Raw genomic sequence first — 26,087 nt, 5'->3', positions numbered from 1 at the left:
CCCTTAATGAAGGGGGACTAAAACCGGATAACCCCAGCCACCGTGCGAAAAAGCCTGCGACCTGACAATTCCCCCTTAACAAAGGGGGTGCCTGCGAAGCAGGCGGAGGTTGTCCCGTTTTAAGGTTATAAACAGCTTCTAGTAAAAATTCTCATTCCTGAAACTCTTTTTGCAAATATGAGAAGACCTTCTTCGCCTTTCTTTCCATAACCTGCTGGAATTAAAAAACTTGCCCACGGGCTGTTGTGGCACGGCTTTTCTTATGCAATTATCAGACCCTGCTTGGGCCGGATTGCGCCTGTTTCCCCACACCTGCCGAAAGGACCGCAATGAACCGAAACCTTGTTTGTTTATTGCCGCACCCCGGACGCTTGCGAACCGTGCTCGGCTGCCTGCTCTGCCTGCCCATTTTACTCGGAGCGCAAACCCAGCAACCCGACATACCGCGGATCGAAAGCGTGCGGATGGCCTCGAGACAGCCCCAGGAAAACAGCCAGTCGCTGATCTGGTTCGATGATTTCGACATCGAGCGCCTGTACACCGAGTCCAGCGGCCCGCAGCTGGATAATACCACCCGGTTCGGCAACTACGGCAAGGCGATGCGTTGTTTTTACGCCGCCGGCAGCCAGGGCAGCGGCAACCGCAAGGTATTTTTCGGGGACACTCCCTATACCGCGCTGGCCCGCGCCGGGGTGAAGTTCGACGAGGTCTACTGGCGGATTTATGTGAAGCACCAGGCCGGCTGGACCGGTGGCGGCCCGGCCAAAATGTCCCGGGCCACCAGCCTGATAACCGCCACCGACTGGCGCCAAATGATGATCTCCCACGTCTGGAGCAGCGGCGAATCGCTCACGCTCGACCCGGCCAGCGGCGTGCCCGCCGGCAAAAACTATGTTGTCACCACCTCCTACAACGATTTCGGCAACCTGCGCTGGATGGGCAATAAGCCTATCAGCGACTTTAAAATCTCCAGCACCGAAGAGTCCGGCTGGTGGGTTTGCGTGGAAGCCCGCTGCAAGCTGAATACGCCGGGCCAGTCAGACGGCGAGAACCAGCTCTGGATCGACGGCAAGCTGGAGTGCGAGCGCCTTAACGTGGACTGGCGCGGCAGTTACGATAACTTCGGGATCAACGCCGTCTTCCTCGAAGCGTACTGGAACAGCGGTTCCCCGGTGGAACAGAACCGCTGGTACGACAATTTCGTAATCTCCACCTCGCGGATCGGACCGGTGGTGACCAGCCGCAACCCCGAACTGTTCAAGACCCCCTACTCCGGACCCGGCAGCCAGGACGCCTGGGAGGTCCGGATCGCGCTGGACCGCGACGGTCGCCGTGTTGTCTGGAGCTCGAACCCGGTCACCGACGGCGACAGCGTGGTCGTGGGCGCATCGGCCGGTACGTTCAGCGGCTCCCTGGCAAACGAAATCAGGCTGGCTCCGGGCACGACCTATTACCTCCGGGTACGCCAGCAGTCCGATGAGGAGGCCTGGTCCGACTGGAGCTACTGGCACCAGGAATTTATGACCGAAGGAGACCCCGAGCCGGACGGCATGGGCTGCGACTTCAACGGGGACGGCCGTCTGGGGGTGGCCGATGCCCTGGCGCTGCTGATCTTTCAACTCCGCAATCCCGGCGATCTGCGCGGCGATATCAATGGTGACAATGTCGCCGGGGTGGCCGACGTTGTCATCCTGCTGCGGGATATCATGACCGGCTTCTGCGGTCCGGGCCTGTCGTCGCTGGCGGCGGCCGAGGGGCTTAACGGGCAGATTGAAGCGCTGGAGCTGACAGCCGGCGAGGGAGAGGCTCTCAGGGAATCGCTGCCTGTGCTCGGCCTGACGGAATCCCTTCGCCGCCGGATCGAAACCGCGCTCGACCGCACCGGTTCCCTGCCCGGTTACCGGGAACCGTTTGCGCTGATGCAGAACAGTCCGAACCCGTTCAACCCCCGCACATCGATCAGCTACTCCCTGCCGGAATCCGCCGGCGGGGTGCGGGTCAGCCTGAAGGTGTTCGACCTGCGCAACAAGGTGATCCGCACCCTGGTGGATGCGTTCCGCACGGCCGGAACCTATACTGTCTTCTGGGACGGCAACGACGAGCAGGACAACCCTGTCGCCAACGGGGTCTACCTGTACCGGATGAGGGCCGGGGAGTTTGCCCAGACACGCAAAATGGTTCTGTTACGATAAAACCAATATCCGCTCATCAAATCAACCCGAACAGCAAAGAGAAATCCTTAATGCCCAACCGAAGAGACTTTTTCAAGACCAGCGCCGCGGCTGCCGCGGCATCTGTTTCAGCTTCCGCTGTTCAGGCCCGCGCCGATGTCCCGATCCATCTGTGGGAAGGCTACGATTTCGGACCCGGCCCGGACGTACCCGACCGCCTGAACCAGGGACCGTTCGGCCTGGACGACGGCGTGGCGAGTTGGGCCACGATCGGCTACAGCTCTCCCGGCGAACATCACGTCCGCAACTACGGCACCGGGCTGATCGGCTACACCTGGGAGGAGGGCGGCCCCGCCAGGGCGGTGCGCGCCGGCAGGGAGACTCTCGAACAATCGGTGGACAAGCTGTCTTCACTGCCGTTCGTGGACCTGCTCTATATCCGCTGCGACTGGCGCGACGTGCAGTCGTCGCCCGGCCGCCTCGACCTCAATCCGGTCTGGGACCTCACGCTCCAGGCGGCGCGCCAGCGCGGCCTGCGGGTATGTTTCCGCGTCCAGTTGTCCAACACGGTCGGCCAGCCTGACCGCCTGGCCCTGCCTGATTTCCTGCGCGAGAGGGTTCCGGTGGTCAAGGGGCTGAACAACGGACGCCCCCACTACGAACCGAAATACGACCACCCGGAATTCATGCGGGCCTTCCGCGAGCTGAACGAGCTGCTGGCCGAACGGTTCGACCGCGACCCGCTGGTGGAGTTCATGGACCTGATGATGTACGGCTTCTGGGGCGAGGGGCACTCCCATGATTTTCCCAACCCGGCCAGCCCCTACCCGGTCTCCGAGGCCGTTTTCAGCGAAATCACCCGTCTCCAGCTAAACGCCTGGACAAAGGTCCAGTTGGCGGCCAACACGCAGCCTGACTCCAACCAGGCCGGTAACCGTCAAGTGGTGGACATGGTTGTCCGCGACCACGGCTGGCTGCGCAGCGACAGCGTGATCCACGACGAGCCGATCCAGATCGAACGGCTCTCGAACAGGCCGCCCTGGTGCGCGGTTGTGATGGAGCAGGGCTGGCGTCGTGACCACGACACGGACAAAATCCCGGTCGATGAGGCCGGGTTCAACGCCAAGGAAAAATCGATGCTGCTGGCACTGAGCATGGGCGCCAACTACTGGGCCCTCTGGACCGAGGCGGATAACCTGGCGAAATACAACGAACAATGGCCGGGCGGTATCACGGCGCTCCGGAAACGCCTGGGCTGGCGCGTGCGGCCGGGATGGGTCTGGCAGCGCGAGCGCTGGGGACGGCCGGAGCTGATCCTGGGTATGGTCAACGACGGGGTGGCGGGAGTGCCCGGCGTCCTTCGTCTGAGCGTGGAAAGCCTCGACGGCTCGCTGCGTCTGAGCGGCTGCCTCGATGCCGGCCGGCCCTATGCCGGGGACATCCGTCAGGCCGCTTTTCTGCTTCCCGAAAGCGCCTGGGGACAGAAAATGAAACTCTCCGGCGAGCTGATCACCAGGGGCGGTACGGTCCGCCCGGTCAACTGGTCCTGCGCCCAGCAGTTGCTGGGCGACGGTTCGTTCCCGATCAACCTGAAGGAGCAGGGCGGGTTGCGCTGGGGTGAAGTTTTCTAAAGATTGAGTATCGCACTGTTTATTTGTTATATTGCCGTTAGGAATAACTCCCGACATCCGTCATCCATATCCGCATCCTTCAGCCGCTTTGCCGGCGATAGAACCGCGGGCGACAACTGAAATCATCTTGCTTCAGCTTTCACGGAGGATCAATGACACGACGCGTCAACCGCTGTTTCAATACCACATCACTCTGCTTTCTGCTTGTTTTATCGCTGGCCGCCTGTTCCAGCCGGGCCCCGCAGGCAGAACCAGCCGCCGGTGAGGCAAGCGAGAGCGAAGGTATGACTGTCGAGGAGCTGCTGGCGATGCCCAAAGTCGACGCCCACGCGCACATCGTGAGTCTGAAAGGTGCGAATGAAGCGGAGTTTTTCGCACTTCTCGAACGGCACAACCTGAAATGGATCACTATCGCCACCCGCGGCACCCAGTGGGACCGTGTTACGGAGATAATCGATTCCGCCGTGCGTCTCACTCCCGAGTACCCTCACAACCTGGCCTGGATTACCACGTTCAACCTGGAAAACTGGGGCGAGCCGGACTGGAAGGACCGGGCGCTGGCGACTATCGAGGAGGGTTTCGAGCGCGGCGCGGTGGGAGTGAAAGTCTGGAAAGAGATCGGGATGGTGCTCCAGGACCCGGACGGCGGTTTCGTGATGATCGACGATCCGCGGTTCGAGCCTGTCTTCCGCCTGATCGAGGCCCACGGCAAAACCCTGCTGGCCCATATCGGCGAACCCCGTAACTGCTGGCTCCCGCTGGACTCGATGACTGTCAACAACGACCGCAATTACTTCAGGGAAAACCCGCAGTATCACGCGTACCGGCACCCGGAGATCCCCCACTACTGGAAGCATATCGCCGCGCGCGACAGTGTCCTGGCCCGTCACCCGAAACTGCGCCTTGTGGGCGCCCACCTGGGCAGTCTCGAATGGGATGTCGATTCGCTGGCCCGCCGTCTGGACCTCTACCCTAATTTCGCGGTTGACATGTCGGCGAGAATCTGCCACTTCCAGGTGCAGGACCGCGAGAAAGTCCGCAGCTTTTTCCTCAAGTACCAGGACCGACTGATGTACGCCACCGACTATATCGCCAGCGGCGGCCAGGGTTCCGGCCTGAGCGAAACCCTGGAGCGGATGGAAAAAACGTACATGACCGATTACCGCTATTTCGCCACCGGCGAGGAAATGAGCGCACCGGAGGTCAACGGCCCGTTCAGGGGCCTGGCCCTGCCGCGTGACGTGCTGCAAAAGGTTTTCCGTGAAAACGCCCGTAACTGGTACCCCGGTATCGGTTCTGTGGGCGTCAACTCGGCTTACGCCGCCAACTGACAACCCGGAGACCACCGTGTACCGCCAAACCGCAGTCCTCGCAACCTGTCTGGCCATAACCTGCCTGGCGCTTTTCGTCTCGTCCTGTTCCCAGCCGGAGCCTCGAGAGCAGGCGCCCACCGTCCTTGATGCTGACTGGAAAGTGATCGGTCCGGGCGGAGGCGGCGGGATGTTCCTGCCCACTTTCAGCCCCCACGACCCGAATATCGCGATGATGCACTGCGACATGACCGCGGCCTATATCACGAATGACGGGACCAACTGGCGGATGCTCGATTTCTGGAACGTCCCGGAGGATTTCGAGTTCGATCCGGTGGACCCGTCGGTGATCTACGCCGCCTCGCGCGGATTCAGCTACAGCGAGGACCGCGGGATGGGACTCACCCTCCTGCTCCGCTCCGCCGATACGGGAAAATCGTGGGAGATTATCTATCCCCGTGTCGAAAACGCGCTTTACCGCGGCCCGGTCCAGGGGCGGAACATGCTGCCCAGCCAGATCGTGGAAGGCGCGTTCGACGGGACGATCGAAACTATCGAGGTCGACCCGGCGGACAACAAAAAGATCTATCTCGGGATGGCTCCGCTGGTCAGTTACATGAGCGGCGGCAGGGGCGATATGTCGGCACAGGCGTTCCTGGTGGCCACCGGCGATGGGGGCCGGACCTGGCGCAAGGTTACCGATCTGCCCGGCCGCGGCGTGCTCGCTATCTTCCCGTCCTCGCTGACCGGCAAGCTGCTTGTTTTCACCAGAACCGCCTGCGTGGCCGTCGATGAGCAAAGCGGCGAGGTGGAGCAGATCGCCCTGCCGTCCCGGTTCATCGTCGATGTGGCCGGCGGCATCAGCAAGGGCCGTCCGCTGCTCTACGTGCTGGCCCCGATGCAGAACTCCGGCGGCTCTGTCAGCGGCGGGGTGTTCCGCAGCAGCGACGGAGGAAGCAGCTGGCAGCAGGTCAACACCGGACTGCTCAAAGACGTACCGGACGGCCTGGTGCCCGCTATCCGCGATATTGACGCCTGTGAGAGCGCCGCCGAGGTGCTCTACCTCTCCAGCCGTAACGCACGCGAGGCCCGCGAGGACACCACTCTCTGGGTTTTCGGCGTGTTCAAGTCTTCCGATGCCGGCGACAGCTGGCAACCATCGTGGCTGGCCAACGGGACCGGCTACCTGACCGGTAATTTCACCCAGGGCTGGCTGGACGATCAGTGGGGTCCGGGCTGGGGCGGCAACCCGATCCACCTCGGCATCGCTCCGCAGAACCCCGATATCTGTATCGGCACCGACAATGGACGCTCGTATAAGACCACTGACGGTGGCCGCAGCTGGCGGCAGATTCACAGCAAGAAAAACCCGGACGGGACATTCACCAGCAACGGCCTGGATGTCACCACCTGTTACGGCGTCCACCTCGATCCGTTCGACTCTCAGCACCTGTTTATCTCCTACACGGATATCGGCCTGTTCCACAGTTTCGACGGCGGCAAAAGCTGGCGGCACTCGCTGGAAGGCGTGCCCCGCCGCTGGACCAATACCTGCTACTGGCTGGAAATGGACCACCAGGTCGATGGCCGCGCCTGGAGTGTCTGGGGCAACGCCCACGACCTGCCGCGCGACAAGATGTTCAGTCCCCGCGGGTTCGGCAACAACCAGGGCGGCGTGGCGGTTACCGACGACGGCGGCCGGACCTGGCGCAAAAGCATGAACGGTATCCCCGATAATTCGGTCGGCACCCACGTGATCTACGACCCGGACAGCCCCGGAGACTCCCGCACGGTCTACGCCACCATGTTCGGCCGCGGCGTGTACAAGAGTATCGATGGCGGCGCGAGCTGGATGGAGGTCAACAACGGACTGGGCGACAACAGGTTCGCCTGGAAAATCAGGCGCGCCTCAAACGGCATGCTCTATCTCGTTATCGCCCGCGGGATGGGTTTCGAGGACGGCGACCGGAGAAAATCGCACCGGATCGACGGCGAGCTGTACATGAGCGACGATAACGCGGCGAGCTGGCAGAAAATGGACCTGCCTCCCGGTGAGAACGCACCCCACGACCTCGTTATCGACCCCGATAACCCCGACAGGATGTTCCTCCTCTGCTGGGCAGTTGCCGGCGAGGGCGGCGACGTGGGCGGAGGAGTCTACCGTACGCTCGATGGCGGCGAGAACTGGCAGCTCGTGTTCGACAGGGTCCGCCGGGTCAACTCCGCCGCGCTCGACCCTCACTCCTCTGGAACTATCTATCTTAACACGTTCCAGAACGCGGCTTTCCGCAGCGACGACTGGGGAGACTCCTGGCAGCGGATCACGGGTTACCGGTTCAAGTGGGGACAGCGCCCGATTCCCGATGTCAACAACCCCGGTATGCTCTATCTGACAACCTACGGCGGCAGCGTGCAGTACGGCCCGGCCAGGGGTGTACCGGACGAGATGCCTGATATTACGAACATGCCGCAGTCTTGGTGGTAGGCCTGGACAGAACAGGCAATTGTTACCATCTGACCGAACCAGGGAGAAGTGCCATGTCAATGCGAATCATTTCCGCCGTTGTCTGTTTAATTTGCCTTAGCGCCGCAGCAGCTCCAGCTCAGAGCGGCGGCGAGAAATTGGATCGCGGTCTGGTGGCCCTGGCCCGCGACCGGGGCCAGGTTTTTGTCAGCTGGCGTCTGCTCCAGAGCGATCCGGCCGACATCGGTTTCAATCTTTACCGCGAGGATATTTTCAACCATAAGTTGGAACGGGTCAACGATAAGCCCGTAACCAGCAGCACGTGTTATCTGGACAGCACCCTGGCTCAGGGTACGACGTACTACTACCACGTGCGTCCGGTGACGGGCGGCAAGGAAGGACCACCGTCCGCAACTTTTTTCGTCCGCGCCTGGCCATTCAATGTTCCGTACGTGCAGATTCTCCTGCAAGGGAATTACGATGCCCACAACGTGGCTGTAGCCGACCTGGATGGCGACGGTGCTTACGACTACGTGATCAAACAGCCCGATTTCAATACCGATCCCTGGCGCGAGCCGGGTTACTGGAGGCGCAGCCGCGACACGTACAAGCTCGAAGCCTATTCATCAAAAGGCAAGTTCCTCTGGCGCTACGACATGGGCTGGTCAATCGAGATGGGTACCTGGTATTCGCCCTATATCGTCTATGACCTGGACTGTGACGGCCGTGCCGAGCTCTACACCAAGGCCGGCGAGGGCGATCCGCGGGAGATCGACGGCGAGGTGGTGAGCGGTCCTGAATGGCTGGTCAAGGTGGACGGCTCGAGTGGTGAAGTCGTCTCCAGGATTCCATGGTTCAGCCGCGACGGGTTCGACACGATGAGCCACGTTACCCGGAACTTCCTGACAATCGCCTATCTGGACGGTAAGCGCCCCTCGCTGATCATGCAGCGCGGCACCTACGGGATTATCAAGACCGGCGCGTTCGATGCCAGCCTGGAAAAAATCTGGTACTGGGAAGCTTCGGGTGAGAACGAAAAATATCAGGGCCAGGCCCAGCACGGCCTGATCTCGGCTGATATCGACCGCGACGGCCGCGATGAACTGGTGATCGGCTCGGCGGCGCTGGATGACGACGGCAAGGCTATCTGGACCACCGGCCTGGGGCACAACGATGTCGGCTATGTAGCGGATATCGACCAGGCCCGGCCCGGCCTGGAAATCTTTTACGGCCTCGAAACCCACCATGAAACAGGCGGCGTGTGCCTGGCCGAAGCCGAATCGGGTAAGATTATCTGGAGTTACCAGGGCAAAACCACCCACGTGCACAGCCAGGGTATGGTCGGCGATATCGACGCAGCCCATCCGGGCATGGAATGTTACGCCGGCGAGAGCGACCGCAGCCAGTTCTGGCTCTACTCGGCCAAGGGTGAGCGTATGAGCGACAAACCTTTCGGGAATAATGTCCTGGCACCGCGCGCGATATGGTGGGACGGCGACGCTCAGAAGGAAATCAACTGCGAGGGCAGGATATTCGATTATAACGGGGAGACGATTACCGAGATCGAGGGCCGGGTGATCGGGATCGCTGATTGCCTCGGCGACTGGCGCGAGGAAATTATCACCAGCCTGCCCGGCGAGATCAGGATTTATTCTACCACTATCCCTACAAACACACGCCGCACCTGCCTGATGCAGGACAGGCAGTACCGCCTGGGCGTAACCGCCGCGTCGATGGGTTATTTCTATCCGCCGCAGCTCGGCGGGGTTGCCATGCCTTAAACTCTGGAGGCTTCTGTTCGATGTCCGCTAAAAGTATTTTTCCCGCCGTTTGTTTGCTTGCTTTAATCTGTTCGGCTGCATTTGCCGGGACGGCCCTGCAGGAACTGACCGGCCACCTCGGCTCGCCGGACCCGGCGGTGAGGCTCGATGCGGTGCGCCGGATCGCGGTTACCTGTCACGGAGAGGGCCTCGGCTCGCTGATTACAGCCGCCTCAGACAGCGATGAGTACGTCCGCGAGCGCGCGGTCCAGGCGCTGGGCAATTCGGGGAACGGGGACGCGGTGACTCCCGTGCTGGCGGCTTTCGACGATCCCGCGGATTTTATCCGCTGGCGGGCGGTGCAGGCGGCTGCCCGGCTCGGTGTCAGGGATATAGACGAGCGGCTGGCCAGGCTGGTGAGCGACCGTTTCTGGCGTGTCCGGGTGGTTACGTTTCAGCTGCTGGGCGAAATCGGCCGGGAAATGCTGGTCAGCGGTTCGCCGGAACTGGCTTCCTCCCCCGCCGGAGAGAAAATCAGGAGCTGCCTGCTGGCCGGGCTCAACGATTCCGACGAGCGCGCCCGGGTCGCGGCGGCCAGGTCGCTTGCCACTCTCAACGACCGGGCGGCATACACTCCGCTCGTGGAGCTGCTCAACGAGGGCAGCCTGTTCACCCGCGAGCAGGCCGCGCTGGGCCTGGGCGATTTGAGAGACAACCGGGCTCTGCTGCCTCTGATCGAAGCGCTGGAGGACCCCGAAAACAGAATCAGCCGCGAGGGACGGGACTGGGCCTGCTGGGGCGCCGCGGTGGCTCTGGAGCAGTTGACCGGACAGGATTACAAAACTAATGCAAAAAAATGGCGTCAGTGGCTGGCGGCCGACAGGCCGCAATAACTTGGCCGGAGGATGCGATGAAACCCCGGATTTTTTTATACATGATGCCCGTGGCGTTCCTGCTAGGCATGGCGGGCATCCTCTACGCCTCTACCAACCTTGCAGTGGCCCCCCGCCCGATGAGCCATAGCGAGGAAATCCGTTCCGCTGCGGCTGAATTCGTTATCGATGTTGACGGGCGGACGCCGCCGGGCAACACGGGGATCACAATCGAGGGTCCGGCCGAAAACCTGCGGCTGACCCGCGAGGGCGATCTCGACTTCTCCAGTATCAAGTCCCTGGCCAGCAGTATAATCCGTCCCGGCATGACCGATGAGGAAAAAGTGCGGGCGATTTTCTATTTCGCGATCAAGAACCTCTACGACCGCGGCGGCAAGGGCTGCGACGACCCGTTGGAATATATCAATATCTGGGGATTCAGCTGGTGCGGAAACTACGCCCTGCTGCTCAACGCGCTCTGGGAGTCCGCGGATTTTCCGGCCATATTCCTGAACCCCGTGATCGGCATGCCCGGCGGCCACACGATCAGCGCTGTCTACTACGATAACCAGTGGCACATGTACGACTCCCGCCTGCGCGGCTATTTCCTCAACCACGACAACCGCACCGTGGCCTCGCTGGTCGAGCTGGACAAGGACGACGGCCTGATCCGCCGCGGGCTGGACTACGACAACCGGCTGCACAACCACTGGTCGTTCGCCTCGATCATGCGCAACTACATGAACGCCGCCAGCGACTGGTACGACGGGTTCAACGCCCATTACGCCAACCGGACCCTGTTCAATTCCTCCTGCCCTGTCTGGGACAGCTCCCTGGACCTTCACGCCGGCGAACTCCTGCACTTGAGCTGGCAAAACATCGGCAAATGGTGGAACCGCAAGGATTTGTCTCCACAATGGATCGAGGAGCACCGCGAGGGACGCGAGGCGATGACCCTGGAGCCGCTGATCTACGCCAACGGTACGCTCACCTGCAGGCTGGACCCGGCAGGAATCAAGGAACAGCCTGTCGAGCTGGACGGCATCCGCGCGACTAACGGGGTGTTTACGCCGGGCAGCGCGAACATGGCGGGCAGCATGGTTTACCGCATCCGGGTCCCGTATTTTGTTCCCAGCCTCAGCGTGCGAGCCGCCGGCGTCACCGACGGCAGCCCGGTAACGGTGGAGCTTTCCACCGACGAGGGCCAGAGCTGGCTGACGCTGTGGCAAAGCGAGGGCTCCGGGGAATTCGAGATCGACCTGAGAACCGAGGAGACCCAGCGGGTCACCTGGTACAGCGAAAACAAGTACGGCTGCCTGGTACGCTTCAGGATGGCTTCCGGCGACGACCCGGCCCAAGTGGTCTTGCGCGATATCTCCCTGACCGCCGACCTGTTTTACCGCCCGATGATCCTGCCCGACCTTCAGGCCGGAACCAACAGACTGGTGTGGCGTGACGACAGCCGGGGCAGGCACGCGCGCAAGGTCACGTTCCACTGGCTCGAGGATACCAATATCCTGTTCAGCCAGGACGACCCCGCGGTTGACGACCGGATCGAGATCACAGCCCTGGTTACCAACCGGGGAGACAGCCCTGCCGAAAACGTGAAAGTGCGCTTTTTCGACGGCGACCCGGACGATGGCGGCATGCGGATCGGCGAGGACGTCACGGTCGCCTCCCTCGGTGCGGGCCGGAGTGTGGAGGTATCGGTTCCCTGGACGGCTGTCCAGTACCAGCCCGACGCCGGCACCGGGGTCTCGATCGGCAGCGGCAAAAAGAGCACGGGCTATATCAGCAACACTATCCACGCGGTGGTCGACCCGGACAATGAAATCGCCGAAGCCGATGAGAGCGACAACCGCACCAGCCGGCCGCTGGTTGTCTACAACAAGGCCGAACTGGTGCTCAAGGACCCTTCGTTCGTAACCTTCAGCCGCGACGGTGACAACATGACTGTCACCGCCCTGGTGCGTAACCAGAACCTTTATGGGCATCTCCCCCGCGCCCGCGAGGCACGTAATGTCCGGGTGCGCTTTTACGACGGCCAGCCGGTGGCGGGACGGATGGACCGCAACGTGATCGGCGAGACAATCATTCCCTCGATAGCCCCCGGCGAGTTCGGCGTAGCCCGGGTGAACTGGGATGTAAGCGGCCTGAGCGGCACCCGGCTGGTGTACGTGGCCGTGGACCCCCTGGATGAAATCCCCGAGCGCTGGCAGAGCCGTCCCGGCGGATACATGCTAGTCAAGAAGGAGATCGATTTCGACCGCTCGGAGGCTGTCAGGTGATGTCCTCCCGCCAGAGGCTGCTGGCGGCCCTGGACCGCCGTCAGCCCGACCGTCTGCCTGTCACGACTCATCACGTAATGGATTCGTATCTCAGGGACAGCCTCGGCGGCGCATCGCGGATGGATTTTTTCCGGCGCTACGGGCTGGACCCGATCCTCTGGACGGTGCCCCACCGTCCGGACAAAGCTTCCGGCGAGTATTCGGATCCGGATCAGGGTGAAGCTGGTTTCCTGGAAAGCACAAGGGTTGCCAGTGACCACTGGCGGGTGGCTTCCGAACAGATCCCCGACCCGGATTACTGCACGACCCGCTACCGCTTCCACACTCCCCGCGGCGAGCTCGGCATGGTGATCCAGGACGACGGCAAAACGGCCTGGGTCGCGGAGAATCTGATCAAGGAAAAGAGCGATATCGAGTTGATCGCCGAGTTCGCCACCGCGCCCAAATGCGACGTGGACGAGGTCAACCGTCAGGCCGCCGAATTCGGCGAAACCGGGATCGTGCGCGGGCATATCTGCTGTTTCGACGTCTACGGCCAGCCCGGTACGTGGCAGGACGCCACCTGCCTGACCGGCACCCAGCAGCTGATCATGGAGACGTTCGACGATCCGGCCTGGGTCCATGAACTGCTCGATATCCTGCTGCGGCGTAAACTGGTGTTCGCCCGTTCGCTCGCCGGAGCCAATTACGACCTGCTCGAACTTGGCGGAGGCTCGGCCAGCTCCACGGTGATCAGTCCGGCTATCTTCGAGGAGTTCGTCGCCCCCAGCGACAGCCGGATTATCGAGGCCGCACACGAGGCGGGCCAGCGGATTGTCTACCATATCTGCGGCGGGATCATGCCGCTGCTGGAGCTGATCGCCGGGATGGGGCCGGACGCGGTCGAAACGTTCACTCCGCCCGCGATGGGCGCCGACACCGAGCTGGCGGAAGCCAACCGGCGGATCGGCGGCAAAGTCTGCATGATCGGCGGGTTCGACCAGGGGCACTGTTTCACCGGCTGTTCTCCAGAGGAGACCCGCGCCGAGGTCCGCCGCTGTTTCGAGCAGGCCGGCGATGGCGGAGGCTACATCCTGGCGCCCAGCGACCACTTTTTCGAAGCCGACGAAGAGTTGATGCGCACTTTTGGCGACGAGGCCCGCGCGTGCACTTATAACTGAACCGGGAGTTGTTACATGCACTTGATCGAGATAGCGTCGTTCGCCTTCGTAATCGTCGTGATCGTACTGGTGGCTCTCGGTGCGTTCAAGGCATTCAAACTGTTTACCCGCGGCGGACATCACACCGAAAGCCAGGAATAGACGAGTCCAACTTTTCGATCAGCTTAACCGAGCTTCCAGGGAGCGAACATGCTGGGTACGTTCGACATTGCGATAATTTTTATCTGGCTTGCGTTCATGCTGGGCCTGGGCCGCTATCTGAGCCGCAGCGTAGCCCATACCGATGATTTCTACCTCGCCAACCGTCAGATGCCTGTGGTACTGGTGGTCTGCTCGATGGCCGCCTGCAACCTGGGGATGTACAATTTCATCTCCGAGGCCGGCCAGGCCGCCTACGAGGGCGTGAGTATCATCTGGCACGAGTGGACCGGCAACATGGCGTTCGCCTTCTGCGGCCTGTTTATCATGCCCGGCTTCCGCCGCCTGCGCCTGACCACGATCCCGGAGTTCATGGGCCTGCGCTACGGCCCCCGAGCCCACTCGATTACCGCCGGGATGTACTCGCTCAAGAGCGCAGGCAAGCTGGGCCTGATGATGTACCTCACCGCCCTGGCAGGCTCCGTGGTTGTACCCGCAATCGGCTTCTACTGGTGGATAATCATCTTCACCGTCGTGGTGGGTATCTACACCTACGAGGGCGGGATGATCAGCGTCATCTTCGCCGACGCGGCCCAGTTCATCCTGATCCTGATCGCCACGCTGATCGGCTACTGGTTCGTGGCCGGCGAGGCCGGCTGGCTGCCGGGGATTATCGAAAAAGTCCCGGCTGAGGCGCTCAATTTCGTCCCCGCAGGCGGTAAGTTCGGCTACAAGTTCATTGTCGCCATCCTGTTCCTGGGCATCGTGGCTTTCTGCTGCGACCAGGGGATGATCCAGCGCTCGTTCGGCAGCAAGAATGTCAAAACGCTGGTAGTGGCGATGGTGCTGGTGGGGATTATCCTCACTCCGGTCAACCCGTTCCACTTTTTCGCCGGTCTGGCCGCTCCGCTGCTGGTGGCCGATCCGGGCGCGTTCGACGCCGACTCGATCATGACCCAGCTCTATGTCAGCCGGATTCCGCTGGGCCTGCTGGGAATTTTTATCGTCGGACTGCTGGCCAGCCAGCTCTCAACTATCGACGCGGAGCTTAACGCCGGGGCCACCGTGCTGGCCAAGGACGTCTGGCAGCGCCTCCGCCGCACAGAGCCGACCGGCGAGCAGCGCCTGAAGTTCAGCCGCTACATGACCGTCCTGATGACCGTGCTGATGGTGATATTCGCGATCGCCGCCAAGGCATCGGGCCGCAGTATTGTCGACAACTTCCTCTCCCTTATCTCCGTGTTCGACACGCCCATCTTCGTGGTGGCGATCATTTTCGGTCTCAAGGGCCGCCGGATCAACGAGCAGGGCGCTGTGGCGGGTTATGTCGGCGGAGCGTTGATCGGGCTGGCGGCCAGCTACCTCTGTGCGGTCTGGCAGGTGGAAGATCCCCTCTGGTGGACCACGCTCTCTGTGTTCGTCGGCGCCTGCCTGCTGACTTTGACTGTCAGCCCGTTTTTCCCGCCTCCCGATCCCGAGCGGGTGGAAAAAATCCGCCGCAGCGACCGGGGCGAGGGTAAGGACTGGTATTCGGTCATCCCCCGCTCGCTGCCGGGCAAGGTCACCCTGGGCATTATTATCGCCGGCGCGCTTGTTTTCATCTCCGGGATCGTGCTGGGCGGGTTCGGCAGCGAGCACGCCTCGCTGCTGGCTATCAGCGGCATGGTCATCTATTTCGTGGGCTGCGGAACCCGGTTACTGTTTGACTGATCGGTAACGTGGCGGCAAGAAAAACATCCCCTCGGCAAAAGGGGAAACAGGGGGTTGTTAAGTTTTTGGATTTCGATTGCCCCAATTCCTCTCTTGCTGCTAATTAGGATGGGAAATCTTCAGCGCATAACGATACCAGAGGAAGGGTCTGTAACTAATGATACTCAAGGTATCCGCGACAGAAGCAGGCCTGGTGGCCGAGTCCGGCCCGCTGAGTCTGCTGGTGACTGACCGTCTGGCGCTGATCCCCCGGTTGATGCACGATTCCGGCCGCCTGTGCCTGACCCGCGAAGTGGGTCACAGCTCGTTTGTCGCCCGGCTCGGCGGGTTCGATATCGACGGCTGGCGGGTGGACTGGAACAGTGTGGAACAACTGGAACTGGCCGGCTGCGCGGTCAGCGGCAAAAGCCTGATAATCAACGCCGCGGCCAGCCAGCACGGCAGGGAGTTCTACCCGCCGGTCGAAATCGGGCTGACCCTCACGCTGGATTTCTATGATACCCTGCCCGGAGTGGTAACCGCCCGCGCGGAATATACCAACAACGGCGTGCAGCCGCTCTCTATCGACGAGCTTGTCTCCTGCCGCGTACTGCTCGACCGCAGGCTGGATGATCCCGGCAGACCTCCCTGGGAGTTCGCATCGTATCTGGGAGCTGCGGGCCGCTGGGGCGACGATTACTCGGTGGTTTGGCTCGACTCGCAATTCAACCGCCGGAATTTCACCGGCGCCGACCCGGACAAGCCCGGCCTGGGCGAGGGCGGCGGGTCGCCGCTGGTGGACCTCTGGTCGCCGTCGAGCGGCCTGGCTGTCGCCAGCGCGGAGACACACCCTGTCTGGGCCTCGCTGCCAGTGCGCACCCGCGGCGACGGGCTGGTGGAGGCGGCGCTGTCCGAGACTCCCGAGTCACGGTTCGGCCAGAAAACGGTCCTCCAGCCGGGAGAGAGCACCAGGTCCCTGCGCAGCGCGCTGATTGCTCACCGGCTGGATTTCCACGACGCCATCCGCTCGTGGACCACGCTGCTGCGCGCCCGCGGCCTGCAAATCCTGACCGGCTCTCCCGAGGCCTGTTACAAGCCGTACTGGAAAAGCTGGGGGTTCGGGCTGGATTTCACCCGGGAACAGATTTTCGGCGCGCTGGACGAGATCAGGCGGTTCGGGATCGGCATGGCGATGCTGGACGACGGGTGGTTTACGACTTACGGGGACTGGGAGCCTAAGCCTGATAAGGGCAAATTCCCCGGCGGCGGCAAGGACATGCGCGAGTTTGTGACGAAAATAAAACAGAAAGGCTTCATGACCAGCCTGTGGTGGTACCCGCCGGGAGTCGAGCGCGACAGCCGGCTCTACGAGGATCACGCCGACTGGCTGATCCGGAACGAGGACGGCAGCTATCCGCGCTGCGGCCGCAAGCTCCATTACCTCTGTCCGGGCTGTCAACCGGCTGTCGACCATGTGGTCGGCCTGGTGGAGAAATTCATGGGTGACTGGGGCTATGACGGACTTTATCTCGACACCACCGGTCTGAGCGCGGCCCCACCCTGTTTCAACCCGGCGCACAACCACGATTCTCCGCTCGATTCGTTCACCGGCCAGAGCGCGATGTACGAGGCGATCTACCAGGCAGCGCAGCGGATCAAACCCGGCGCGCCGGTGGAAATGTGTATCTGCAGCCTGCCCCACGACCCGTTCAAGATGCCATACTATAATGTGGCCAATGCCTCGGACCCCACGAATCTGACCCAGATGAGACGGCGGATCAAGGTGGAGAAAGCCTTCCGCGGGCCATCGTTCTGTGTCGGCGACTGCTACCAGATTCCGATTCACGAATGGGAGGAATGGTCCGTGCCCGAGTCGTTCGAGAGCGCGGTGGGCACCGGCGCCCAGTTGACTACGCTTTACTCGGCTCTTTCCGAGGCCCAGCGCAAGAAATGGCAGCTCTGGTTCGGTCTGTACAACAGGCGGATGCTCAGCAGCGGAGAATACCTCAACCTGTACGATCTGGCCTGGGACAGACCAGAAGCCCATGCCGTCCGGAAAAACGGTAAGATTTACTACGCGTTTTTCGCCGAGCGCTGGGCCGGGAACAAGCCGCTTGAAATTCGCGGCCTCCTCCAGGGCAGAACCTACAGGGTCAGCGACTATATCAACGGCGCCGATCTGGGGGAGGTCAGCGCCCACGACCCTGCAATCAACTGCGCGTTCACCGGCAGCCTGCTGGTGGTTGCCGAACCGGTCGAATAAGCCGAAACCGGTTATTCGACCGCCGTGGAACGGTCAACCATAAACTCCCGAGGAGCTCACTCATGCGCAAACTGATCGTAATCATCCTGGCCGCGGCGTTGTCGGGCTGCGGCGGGACACAGCAGTCCGCACGGCACGGCGGCGGAGCCGCCGCCAGTGAAGACGCGCTCTACAACGGCAAGGTGTTCGGCGTCTACCGGCCGCTGGAAGTGCGGGAGACCGGGGAAACGATTGCGATCAGCGGTGAAACGTTCCGTTACGTGATCGACAAAGCGACCGGCCAGGTGAGTTCGGCCTCCGCCCTGGGGACAGAGTTCCTGGCTGACGGCGCGGGATTCCCGAACCCTTACGTGGGCCTGATTCCGCCAAATGACGAGGGCGCATCTCAACTCGGCGGAGACGGGCGCGCCCGTTACAGTTTTGAAAAAGCGATGGAGATGCGCCCCACCTTGTTCTCCGGTAAGCTTACCGGTGCGTGGCGTTACGACGCAGGCGGAAGCGTAAATGTCAGTACCCGGCTCGTAAGCTCCTCGGCCAGCCGCGTGGAAGTCAGCGCCTCGGGCACCTACACCGGCGGGGACGGCGGTCCCTCGCCCAGCCCGCTGAGCTGGCGGGTCGATTATTCCTGCGATGTCGACGGGTTCATGAAAGTAACGGTTGGCTTATCCACTTCCGAGCCTGTCAAGCTGCGCTGGCACAGTTTCCTGCACACCACGTTCGAGCCTGCGAGCCTGGAGTTCCTTGCGCGCTACCCTGATCCCGGCTCCCCGCCGATCAGCCTGCGTCCCGCGCCAACTCAGAGCCTTCGCGGGATAGCGCTCGGAGAGCCGGTGCTGGAGTCCCATTTCGCCCCGCTGTTCCACCTGGGCAATCCATTGACCGGAATCGAGTTCACCAAGGAGGACCTGGGCGACCGCTGGAGCGGCTACCGCGACAGCCGGGTGGTGCTGGAGGACGGCCGGACTATTCCCACCGGTTCCGTCCAGAGCGAAAGCGGCGAACGGCTTGGCTCACATGACTCACGCGGCAGGCGCGACATTCTGACCCAGATCTACCGTCGGGCGGACGGTTTCGAACTGGAGGAGTTCGATATCCGGAATACGACCTATGTGCTAAATCCGGATGAGGAGCGTTCCCGCAGCTTCTTCGTACAGCTCACGCCGCCCAAGCTGCCGAGAAAAGACCTCAACAGCAGCCGGATTGTCTGGCCCGGTCCGCACCAGGTGCAGATGGTCCGCTGGCGGGGCCGCAAGAACCCCTGGTCGCCGCCGGCCGAGGAACTGGTTCGCCAGTGGGCGGCCGTGGGCGTCAACCTAATTGTCGGCGGGGCGAACTATTTCTCCGGCGATTACAGCCATCCCACCTATCCCGAAAAAATCCGCGAATTTCTGAAAGTGGCCCACAGCTACGGGATGAAAGTAATCCCCTATGTGACCTTCAGCGACTGGAATTTCGAGGCGCCCGGCTACCAGCAGCACGCCACGGAATGGATGCAGTCCAAGGGAATCGAATACGCAGGCCACACCACGCTGATGTGTTTCGGAGCCGAGGGCTGGCGAGAGCACGTGGCGCGCGAGGTGGATGCGCTGCTGGCTGATTTCGAGTTTGACGGAGTGTACGTGGATCACTGGTTCCATACCCGGTTCTGCAACAACCCGCGCCACGGCTGCGGCACCTATCTCGGCCGGTTTGTCACCGAGGGCTACCACGATTTCGCCCGCAGGCTGCGGGCCGCCGTCGCCCGTCACACCGACGGCCAGGGGATCATGCTGCTCAATTCCAACAACCTGATTTCCTCCACCAACTTGGCCTGGTTCGACATGCGTCTGCTGGGCGAGAACAACGACCCGCTGGTGGCCGGCAGTGAGACAATCGCCAGTACGTGGAACGGCAAGCGCCAGGGTGTGCAGTCGTCGATCATGTGGCGGGAGAGGCAGAACGCGCTGGACATGCTCAATTTCGCGGCCACGTTCGGTTTCTCGCTGCGGCTGCGCAAGAGCCGGAACAACGAGTCGATCCTCGCTGACTGGCGGGCTGCCTCGGACCAGGAGAGCGAACTCGGGATGAACCGGCTCTACTGGGAGGTCCTGCGCTTTTTCGGCGCCAACGAAGCCCGGATGTTCAGAACATTCGACAGCCGCGACGTGATCTCGCTGGCCAAGCCCGGCAGTCACGTGACCACGTTCGCCCGTGACGGAAGCCTGCTGCTGATGATGGGCTACCAGGCAGCCGGAGACAGGGCCGCCTCGCCGGGCAGCGGCAAACGGCCGGAACGTCAGGAAACGCTGACATTGCATCAGCCCGCCGAACTCGGTCTCGATAGCGAGGGAAGCTATCGGGCGGTGGACCTGGCCGCAGGCGGATACCTGTGGCCGGAGGCCCTGAAACCAGCCGAAATCGGGGAACAGAAAATCGGGCTTACCCTGGGCCGGGCGCGTCTGATCCTGGTAACTCCGGACAGGGGCGAATATCCCCGGCTGGTTTATTTCCGCGGCGCTGACAGAGTCGGCAGTAAGCTCACCGGCGGCGAACTGGCTTTTACAATCAGCGCGGTTGAAGGTGCGCCGGTGGAACTGTATATTGACGCTGGAGGTATGAATTTAGCCAGCCAGAGCGATGGCTTCGATCTCCTGCGGAGGCCAGGCGAAGATTTCGCTGTACTAACCGGAATTCTTGGCAGCGATAAAACAATCAAAGTGGCTGTCGGTCACTAAATGCCGGCCGGCAAGCTGACCACGGGGATGGAGGATTGATGACTAAATCAGAACATACGGACAACCTCTCCCGCCGCGATTTTCTCAAGCGGAGTTCCGCCAGCGCCGCAGCCGGCATAGCCGTCCTGGGGGCTCCGGCGCTACTGAGCGCGCAGAACATGAACAGCCAACTGAATGTCGGCGTGATCGGCACGGGCAGCCGGGGCTGCTACCTGATCCGCCTGCTGGCCAGAATGCCCGGTATCACGATCACCGATGTCTGCGACGTTTATCCGCCTCATCTCCAGAAGGGTGTCGAGTATTCCGCCAACGAAAAGGTGCGCGCCCACGAGCATTGGGAAAAGATAATCGAGCAGCAGGATGTGGACGCAGTGGTGGTTGCGCCGCCGCTGTTCCTGCACGTTCCCTGCAGCGTGGCGGCCCTCGAAGCCGGCAAGCACGTCTACAGCGAAAAAAGCATGGGCTTGACTGTCGAGCAGTTGAACCAGGTTAAAGCAGCGGTTGAAAGCCATCCCGAGCTGGTCTATCTAGTGGGGTATCAGAGCAGGATGTCCGATTCGTTCCAGCAGGCCAAGGAACTGGTGCAGAACAACACGTTCGGTAAAATAACCCAGTTTTACGTGCATTACGACCGCAACACGAGCTGGCGCAAGGATATCGAAGATCCCAAGTGGGAGCGCGTGCTCAACTGGCGGATGTACAGGGAATATTGCGGCGGAATCCTGACCGAGCTGCTGACCCACAATATCGACATGGTGCTGGACATTCTCGGGACCAGGCCGGTTAAGGCATCGTGCGACGGTAAGCTGATGGTCTACGACGACGGCCGCGAACATCACGACAGCCTGATGGGTTACCTGGAGATGGAGGACGGAGTGCTGGGCGTGGCCAGCGGCCACCTCTCCAACAGCCGATGGGGCAGCGGCTGGGCCATCCACGGCACTCACGGCACGCTAGAGTACATGGGTCCGGCTTTCCGCATCTTCTGGGAAAAATCGACGCGGCATCTCCAGCAGGTCGGGATCGACCATAAGTTCAACCGTGTCAAACTGGGCCAGTCGCTCAACATCAGCGAGGCCCCGATCACCGAGCCGGACAAGATCGCCGACTTCCGCGGCAACACCGAGAACTCTTCCCGCAAAGCTCTGGAACATTTCCTGGCCTGTGTGCGTAACGGCGACAAGCCGGTGATGGACATGGAAAGCACCCGGCTGACTTCGCTGGCAGCTTTGATGCTATACAACAGCTCGCTCGAGGGCGGCCGTCAGGTGACCATGGACGAGGTGTTGGGATAGCCTGACCTGACAGCCGGAGCGAACGCCAGTCCGGAAGAGCAACAAAAAACCCCCCTCCCGCATGGGAGGGGGGTTTTTTGTTGCTGCATCCTGTCGCCAGGGGACTAGAAGCCGAAGCTGACGGTGAAGAAGTTGTCAGCCGACAGGCGTCCCTTGTTGCGATAGGCGTAGCTGAATTCGACAAACCTGCTGCCGAAAGTACGCTTGATACCGCCACCGAAGCTCAAGCCGCGGAAAGTCGGGTCATCGCCGAAGTAGCTGTAACCGAACTCATCCTGGCCCTCGGTGTACTCGTCGTTCTGGATCTTCCAGCCGGCGCGCAACGCTGCCGAGATAACCGGGTTGAAGGCGAAGGACACCTCTGTACCGGCGGCGTAGGTCATCGGAATGTTGTTCGGACGCCAGATTTCAGCGGTAGCCAGCCAGTTGGCGTTCTCCGTGGTTACCAGATTGTAACCGAGGGCGATTTTCACCGACGTAGGCAGGCGGTAAGTGTGGGTCCGAAGATCAGCCTCGCGGTCGTTCCGGCGGGAGATGGCCAGCTTGTCAGTCGAGTAATCAGTGTAGCCATCGGGGGACAGTCCGCCCCGGTCCTCGGGACCGATGAACCGCGTCAGGTTAGAGCCTGCCATCTTGATGTTCGTACCCAGGTTCTGGATCGAGACGGCGAACTTGATTTCCTTGTCAGCCAGCTCGGTGTGGTAGATCGCGCCGACGTCCCACGCCATGGCGCCGCCACCGGTGTTGCTGTAAACGTCCTGGTGGATGAACTTCATGTTCACACCGGCGGTAAACCGATCGGACAGGTTGAGGGCCACGGAGCCGCCCATCTGGAAGTCGTAGGCGTTGAAGAACTGGCCGGTTCCATCCGGCCTGCTGACCGTGGTGATCTCCATGTCGGGAACATCCAGGTAGCCGAAAAATGCTCCGATAACAACCCGTCCGTCAGCAACCGGTGTGGCGAACGCACCGTAGCTGTAGGTGATGTCGAGAGTATAATCGACTAACGTCATCATCACTTCGCTATTCTGGAGGAATCCCAGTCCGGCCGGGTTCCACCAGATTGCGGTGATGTCATCCGCGATTGCGGAGTAAGCACTTCCCATCGCAATCCCGCGAGCGCCGATCGGAATCGTCAGAAACTCCGCGGCGCGCACGCCAGTAAACGAGGCGTTGTCCGGCCTGCCCTGGGGGATGTACTTATCCAAACCGGTGTAATCCTGCCGCGACACTCCCTGGGCCAAAACGGCACCAGTGACGAACGTCAGGAATACGCAGGCGGCGATTAATACGCGTGTTGCCTTTTTTATCAACATACGATTACCTCCGTATCTACTGCGGGGTTTAAGTTCCATGGCTGTCATACTGAACTCCTGCAGATCGAAAGTTAGTTGACGACATAGAACTTGCCGGTGAAGGTCTCACCCCGCTGATCCGTCACGTGGTAGAGATACAGGCCGCTGGCCACGATCTGGCCAAAACGGTTCCTCAGGTTCCAGGGTTCGACACCGCCATGGTTATCGTAACCTGTGAACACTGTCGGAACGCCCTGCGACAGGCGGTCGAAATCGGTGTAGTTGCCCCAGCCGCTGCGGTTGATACCGATATGGTTCAACACGTTGACCAGGTTGCCGGTGAGCGTGTAGATCCTGATCGTGCACTCAGCCGGCAGGTTCACGAACTCAATCCTGCGGTTGGCAGGCGAGAGATCGAGGAACGAGGAAGCCATGTACGGGTTCGGCACGACCTTGATCCGGCTCAGGTCGGCGTCTTCCGGATCCATGCTGAACGGCTTAATGGTGAACTTCCATTTGTCACCGGGCATCAGCACGTCGGCGCCCTGGATGAATGTATCGCCATCCCACGAGCCCAACGCGCTGCGCAGCACCATCACAGCGCTGCCCGGCATCGTAATCGGAGCGTCGGCCAGGTGGATAATGTGGCCGGCGACCCACAGGGCGCAGGCCTCAGTGTTGTCCGCCGGCAGTGATTCCACCAGCAAGGTCGAACGGTCAGACTGCGGAACAGGAGACCTCCGGCCCCAGCCCACGTTGGTTTCACTCTTCAGCACGGCCGGGTCCACTCCAATAGGAATGAAACCCCAGCCCACTTCGTCGATATACGGGCTGAACGGAATGCTGACGCCGTGGGTGCGGTCGGTTACGCTGACCGTTACGCTGCCACCCGAGCTGCTCCAGCTGATCTCGTACGCGGCGTTCCGAATGTAGGCCTGATAGTAACCCTTCTCGGAATACAGGGAAGTCCCGCCGACGTCCAGGTTACGGCTGCCCATCAGAGCAACGGTGGCGCCGGTGTAGCCGCCCGCATCGATCTGAACCTGTACACGCCGGCCTTCGCCGGATTGCCGGCGGCCAGTGTACGCCCTGGCCGACACAGCCCAGGACACGCCTTCCGAACTCATGTTCCCGGAATGAGCTAAGGTAAAAAGGTGCGAGCCTCGACTCCTGGTACGAACATCGACACGAAACGGATCGCTCTGCACGTTACCGCTGGCATCGGCAAACACCACGTAGCGTCTGCCGTTGTGAAAGCCCATGGGATCCATATCGTCGGTAGCCTGGATATAGAACACCTCTTCCGAGGTGATCCGCTCATCAACCACCGCGTCCCATGTCACATTGGACAGGAATCTCGGGATAAAGACCGGATCCTCTGTCAGCAGGGTTCCGTCACCGGCCAGGGCGACAGTACCCCCTGCGGTCGGCGCGACACTGTATGCGCTGGGCGGCTCGTACACATAGCCGACAAATTCGGCGGCGCGGTATTCGTTGGCATCCCCGCGCGGGATCACCGAGTAAATCTGCTCGCCGGGCCTGTTCCAGAGCTTACCGCTACCCAACGCGGGCAGGCTGAAGCCACTGCCGGTGGAAGGATCGACATTGGAGTCATAAGCCTGCACGGCGTACCAGACTCTCATCCCGTTACGCATGCGGTTGAACGGCTCGTCGTCTTCCAGGCGGTCGATGTAAAAGAACTGCATGTTGCCGCCGCCCAGGCTGAAGTCCCCCAGCAGTTCGCTGTGGGAATCGTTGGGTCCGACGAAACTGCGGTAGACCCTGTAGCCCTCGAAATCGTACTGGCGGTAAACGCCGTTGGGATCGAGTGCGGGGTTGTCCTGCAGGAAGAGGTAGTACGGATCGGGCTGCTGCAGCGCCAGATCGTTCCAGGTCAGGACGACCTGGCGGTCGCCGGGAACGATCGTCAGCAGCGGGGTCTTAGGCGCGACAGGCACCTGGAAACCACCCTGGATGGTGATCGCCGCGATTTCGCTCCAGGCCTCGGCCGGAGCCAGCAGGTCCTGCATAAACGGCTCGTCGATGTTGGCCGAAACGAGGTCGGGCATGACCCAGTCGCTCAGGCCCACCTTCGGGAACATAATGGCCGCATCCCACTCGAACGTGTCGCGCGGGCGCACGTCGTGCAGCTCGCCCCAGTTCGTGTAGTTCTGCCAGTTCGAGGCGCCGCCCCAGATCCACTGGTTGAAGCGGGCATCGGAGGGCACCAGCCTGCCCGGCCAGGCGCCTTTAAGCAGCCTGCCGGTGAACGGGTTGGTGACGTTGGTGTAAAAACCGGTCTCCCTGTCCACCGCCACCTGGTAGGTGGTGCTCCAACGGTAACCGACATACATCTGCAGGTGGCCGTTGAAACCGAACTCCAAATCGCCGGAGACGTAGGTGTGGAACGACGACATCTGCATCGTCTCACCGTTGAGCTCCGGGTAGTTGATCATCTTGATTACATACAGCGGGGCGGACGGCGGGCTCCAGCCACCAGCGCCCGTGGTCTTCGGGAAGAAGCAGGTGATCTCCTTCCCATAATGGACCGCCCAGCCGGCGCGCGAGGAACCGCCAAATCTCGGATTCCGGTTGTTCTTGACCAGCACCACCCCTGCCCAGGTGATCCCGCCAAATTCGTCTTTGGCGGCAGCAGCGAAGTTGTCTCGGTACGAAGCGTTCGAGACGTATTGAATGTACTCGCTCATGTTGCGCACGTAATTGTTCACGAAGCAGATGTTGTTGCTCTCGGCGAAGTCCAGGAAACGCAAGGTCCAGCCCTGGTAAACGCCGACGGGGAAAGAAAGCTGATCGTAACCCCAACCGTTGTACGTATCGCCGCTGTGGAAGAACATAGTCTCGCCGGCGGCGGCGATATCCGGGGTACCGCTCCAGGTGCGGGGAATTCGTCCCTCGGGCGGCCACTCGGCAACTTCGGCCGCGTCCAGCGAACTCCAGATCCTGTTGTAATCGCTCTTGCCCGCCTCGCCTTCCAGGCCGCTGGCGCCCATCGCCGCTCCGAGCGAGTGGAGCAGGT

General features: G+C 61.6%; 14 protein-coding genes. 12 read left to right on the top strand and 2 right to left on the bottom strand.

Annotation, left to right across the window (positions count from 1 at the left end; genetic code table 11):
• The first annotated feature begins 329 nt into the window (after nt 1–329).
• From FVQ81_02980 to FVQ81_02925, 12 genes are all read left to right on the top strand, one after another.
• On the top strand, nt 330–2,192 hold the full coding sequence (locus FVQ81_02980; protein MBW7995538.1) for a hypothetical protein: 1,863 nt from the start codon (nt 330–332) through the stop codon (nt 2,190–2,192).
• 50 nt (nt 2,193–2,242) lie between these two features.
• Complete coding sequence (locus tag FVQ81_02975) at nt 2,243–3,802, top strand: hypothetical protein (protein MBW7995537.1); 1,560 nt, start codon at nt 2,243–2,245, stop codon at nt 3,800–3,802.
• A 152-nt stretch (nt 3,803–3,954) separates the two neighbouring features.
• A complete protein-coding gene (locus FVQ81_02970) occupies nt 3,955–5,133 on the top strand; it encodes an amidohydrolase family protein (GenBank protein MBW7995536.1) in 1,179 nt (392 codons plus the stop codon).
• A 16-nt stretch (nt 5,134–5,149) separates the two neighbouring features.
• Entirely contained in the window at nt 5,150–7,597 is a 2,448-nt protein-coding gene (locus FVQ81_02965; GenBank protein ID MBW7995535.1) for a hypothetical protein, read from the top strand.
• A gap of 137 nt (nt 7,598–7,734) precedes the next feature.
• Nucleotides 7,735–9,357 carry a silent information regulator protein Sir2 gene (locus FVQ81_02960; protein MBW7995534.1) on the top strand — a complete coding sequence of 541 codons (1,623 nt, stop codon included), beginning with the start codon at nt 7,735–7,737 and terminating at the stop codon, nt 9,355–9,357.
• A 20-nt stretch (nt 9,358–9,377) separates the two neighbouring features.
• A complete protein-coding gene (locus tag FVQ81_02955; GenBank protein ID MBW7995533.1) occupies nt 9,378–10,229 on the top strand; it encodes a HEAT repeat domain-containing protein in 852 nt (283 codons plus the stop codon).
• Nucleotides 10,193–12,496 (top strand): hypothetical protein, encoded by a 2,304-nt coding sequence (locus tag FVQ81_02950; GenBank protein ID MBW7995532.1) that lies wholly within the window; start codon nt 10,193–10,195, stop codon nt 12,494–12,496. The genes FVQ81_02955 and FVQ81_02950 overlap by 37 nt, the downstream gene beginning before the upstream one ends.
• The gene (locus FVQ81_02945; protein MBW7995531.1) at nt 12,496–13,656 is read left to right on the top strand and encodes a hypothetical protein; all 1,161 of its coding nucleotides are present in this window, start codon (nt 12,496–12,498) and stop codon (nt 13,654–13,656) included. The genes FVQ81_02950 and FVQ81_02945 overlap by 1 nt, the downstream gene beginning before the upstream one ends.
• 189 nt (nt 13,657–13,845) lie before the next feature.
• Complete coding sequence (locus FVQ81_02940) at nt 13,846–15,504, top strand: sodium:solute symporter family protein (GenBank protein MBW7995530.1); 1,659 nt, start codon at nt 13,846–13,848, stop codon at nt 15,502–15,504.
• Nucleotides 15,505–15,661: 157 nt separating this feature from the next.
• Complete coding sequence (locus FVQ81_02935; GenBank protein ID MBW7995529.1) at nt 15,662–17,746, top strand: hypothetical protein; 2,085 nt, start codon at nt 15,662–15,664, stop codon at nt 17,744–17,746.
• A 62-nt stretch (nt 17,747–17,808) separates the two neighbouring features.
• Entirely contained in the window at nt 17,809–20,460 is a 2,652-nt protein-coding gene (locus FVQ81_02930; GenBank protein ID MBW7995528.1) for a hypothetical protein, read from the top strand.
• 38 nt (nt 20,461–20,498) lie between these two features.
• Nucleotides 20,499–21,755: a Gfo/Idh/MocA family oxidoreductase gene (locus tag FVQ81_02925; protein ID MBW7995527.1), complete on the top strand. Its 1,257-nt coding sequence runs from the start codon at nt 20,499–20,501 to the stop codon at nt 21,753–21,755.
• Nucleotides 21,756–21,859: 104 nt separating this feature from the next.
• Here FVQ81_02925 and FVQ81_02920 read toward each other — a convergent pair whose 3' ends face one another.
• Nucleotides 21,860–23,119, bottom strand: coding sequence for a PorV/PorQ family protein (locus tag FVQ81_02920; protein ID MBW7995526.1), 1,260 nt, complete (start codon nt 23,117–23,119; stop codon nt 21,860–21,862).
• A 23-nt stretch (nt 23,120–23,142) separates the two neighbouring features.
• Nucleotides 23,143–26,061, bottom strand: coding sequence for a hypothetical protein (locus tag FVQ81_02915; GenBank protein ID MBW7995525.1), 2,919 nt, complete (start codon nt 26,059–26,061; stop codon nt 23,143–23,145).
• Between the last annotated feature and the right edge of the window lie 26 nt (nt 26,062–26,087).

Source organism: Candidatus Glassbacteria bacterium, from assembly GCA_019456185.1.
In the GTDB taxonomy this organism is placed as follows: Bacteria; Gemmatimonadota; Glassbacteria; order GWA2-58-10; family GWA2-58-10; genus JAJRTS01.
The sequence above is the reverse complement of the archived record's forward strand: the minus strand, read 5'-3'. Positions and strand labels throughout refer to the sequence as shown.

Bases quoted from the DNA above. Each gene is read 5' to 3' on its own strand.
- FVQ81_02980 (MBW7995538.1), top strand. From the start codon at position 330: ATGAACCGAAACCTTGTTTGTTTATTGCCGCACCCCGGACGCTTGCGA.
- FVQ81_02975 (MBW7995537.1), top strand. From the start codon at position 2,243: ATGCCCAACCGAAGAGACTTTTTCAAGACCAGCGCCGCGGCTGCCGCG.
- FVQ81_02970 (MBW7995536.1), top strand. From the start codon at position 3,955: ATGACACGACGCGTCAACCGCTGTTTCAATACCACATCACTCTGCTTT.
- FVQ81_02955 (MBW7995533.1), top strand. From the start codon at position 9,378: ATGTCCGCTAAAAGTATTTTTCCCGCCGTTTGTTTGCTTGCTTTAATC.
- FVQ81_02950 (MBW7995532.1), top strand. From the start codon at position 10,193: ATGGCGTCAGTGGCTGGCGGCCGACAGGCCGCAATAACTTGGCCGGAG.
- FVQ81_02945 (MBW7995531.1), top strand. From the start codon at position 12,496: ATGTCCTCCCGCCAGAGGCTGCTGGCGGCCCTGGACCGCCGTCAGCCC.
- FVQ81_02940 (MBW7995530.1), top strand. From the start codon at position 13,846: ATGCTGGGTACGTTCGACATTGCGATAATTTTTATCTGGCTTGCGTTC.
- FVQ81_02935 (MBW7995529.1), top strand. From the start codon at position 15,662: ATGATACTCAAGGTATCCGCGACAGAAGCAGGCCTGGTGGCCGAGTCC.
- FVQ81_02930 (MBW7995528.1), top strand. From the start codon at position 17,809: ATGCGCAAACTGATCGTAATCATCCTGGCCGCGGCGTTGTCGGGCTGC.
- FVQ81_02925 (MBW7995527.1), top strand. From the start codon at position 20,499: ATGACTAAATCAGAACATACGGACAACCTCTCCCGCCGCGATTTTCTC.
- FVQ81_02920 (MBW7995526.1), bottom strand. From the start codon at position 23,119: ATGACAGCCATGGAACTTAAACCCCGCAGTAGATACGGAGGTAATCGT.
- FVQ81_02915 (MBW7995525.1), bottom strand. From the start codon at position 26,061: ATGGGCGCCAGCGGCCTGGAAGGCGAGGCGGGCAAGAGCGATTACAAC.